Below are 787 nucleotides of genomic sequence, written 5' to 3' on the forward strand. Positions count from 1 at the left end.
AGGGCCCGACTCGCTCGTGGGCCTGTGCATGGAGCGCTCCGTCGAGATGATCGTCGGCCTCTATGCCACCCTGAAGGCCGGCGGCGCCTACGTGCCACTGGACCCCGGCTTCCCGGCCGAGCGCCTGGCCACCATCCTGGACGACGCCAAGCCGGTGGCCGTGCTCACGCAAAGCCATCTGCAGGACCGCGTGCCGGCCACCCCTGGCCTGCCGGTGATCGTGTTGGACGACGGCGCCGAACTGCTGGTCGACCCCGGCAACCTGGAGAATCTGACCGAGCCAGGCCTTTTGGCCTATGTCATCTACACCTCCGGCTCCACCGGCAAGCCCAAGGGCGTGGGCATCGAGCACCGGGGCATCGTCAACCGCCTGCAGTGGATGCAGCAAGCCTATCCGCTGACCGCGGCAGACAGGGTGCTGCAGAAGACTCCCTTCAGCTTCGACGTCTCGGTGTGGGAATTCTTCTGGCCGCTGCTCGAAGGCGCGACCCTGGTCGTGGCCAGGCCCGGCGGCCACCAGGACGTGGCCTACCTGGCGCGCGTGATCGATGAACAGCGCATCACCACGCTGCACTTCGTGCCGCCGATGCTCGACGTGTTCCTCAACGAAGCCAGGCCCGGCAGTGCCAGGTCGCTGCGCCAGGTCATGTGCAGCGGCCAGGCCCTGCCGCTGGAACTGCAGCAGCGCTTCTTCCAGACCTGGGACCACGTCGAACTGCACAACCTCTACGGCCCCACCGAAGCCTCGGTCGACGTCACTTATTGGCAGTGCCACAAGGACAGCGAG

General features: G+C 67.0%; 1 protein-coding gene. It reads left to right on the forward strand.

The genetic code is table 11. The annotated features are described in order from the left end of the window. Nucleotides 1-16 precede the first annotated feature (16 nt). A partial coding sequence (locus FKP22_RS31625; RefSeq protein WP_310733409.1) for an AMP-binding protein occupies nucleotides 17-787 on the forward strand: 771 nt, incomplete at its 3' end.

The organism is Ideonella azotifigens, assembly GCF_006519715.1.
In the GTDB taxonomy this organism is placed as follows: Bacteria; Pseudomonadota; Gammaproteobacteria; order Burkholderiales; family Burkholderiaceae_C; genus Ideonella; species Ideonella azotifigens.